This window comes from Rhizobium sp. P1_C7 (assembly GCF_056406295.1).
Map to the genome: position 1 here is coordinate 1 of NZ_JBFUAL010000078.1, position 616 is coordinate 616.

The 616-nt window shown below is 56.0% G+C and carries 1 protein-coding gene and 1 tRNA gene; both read left to right on the forward strand.

What is annotated here, in order from left to right; genetic code table 11:
• Positions 1-77 precede the first annotated feature (77 nt).
• Positions 78-154 (forward strand) — tRNA-Met (locus tag AC1D2R_RS32235).
• A gap of 254 nt (positions 155-408) precedes the next feature.
• Positions 409-616 (forward strand): transposase (locus tag AC1D2R_RS32240; RefSeq protein WP_477973838.1); only part of this gene is annotated, 208 nt, incomplete at its 3' end.

Below are 616 nucleotides of genomic sequence, written 5' to 3' on the forward strand. Positions count from 1 at the left end.
ATGCGGTCCTTTCTGCGTTCTGACCTATATACAGAACAGAACAAACACATCGAGTGACCACAATGGCACTCAGTTGGCGCGGGGTGGAGCAGCCCGGTAGCTCGTCAGGCTCATAACCTGAAGGCCGCAGGTTCAAATCCTGCCCCCGCAACCAAAATCTATCAACAATATCAGCAAGAAAGCCCTCCCATCGTGGAGGGCTTTCTTGCGTTTGCGGACGAGCACACTGACCTTGCCCCAAGTGGTATGCCTTCGGCGGGGGCCACCTTGCGGAATTGTTGTGATGTTGTGAGTTTGCGCTCTTAAGAGTGGGCTTAAGAGCGCTTTGAGGGTAAGCGCTTAGGTCACCCCACGTAGCGTGGGGAAGGAAAATCGCTCATTTTCAGCATGAATCATGCGGGGAATTCTATGAGCGAAGATGTGAATCATGGTCCGACGTTTGAAATTCTGACGGCAGGGCCGGTGCGGAAGCGGCGAAAGCCGAGGTATCGCTCCGAGGAGGAAAAGGCGGTGATCCTCGACGAGGCGCTGGCTCCCGGTGCGAATGTATCTGCAGTCGCCCGCGCCCATGGCATGGATCCCTCTCAGCTTTTCGCCTGGCGACGCACAGCACTTG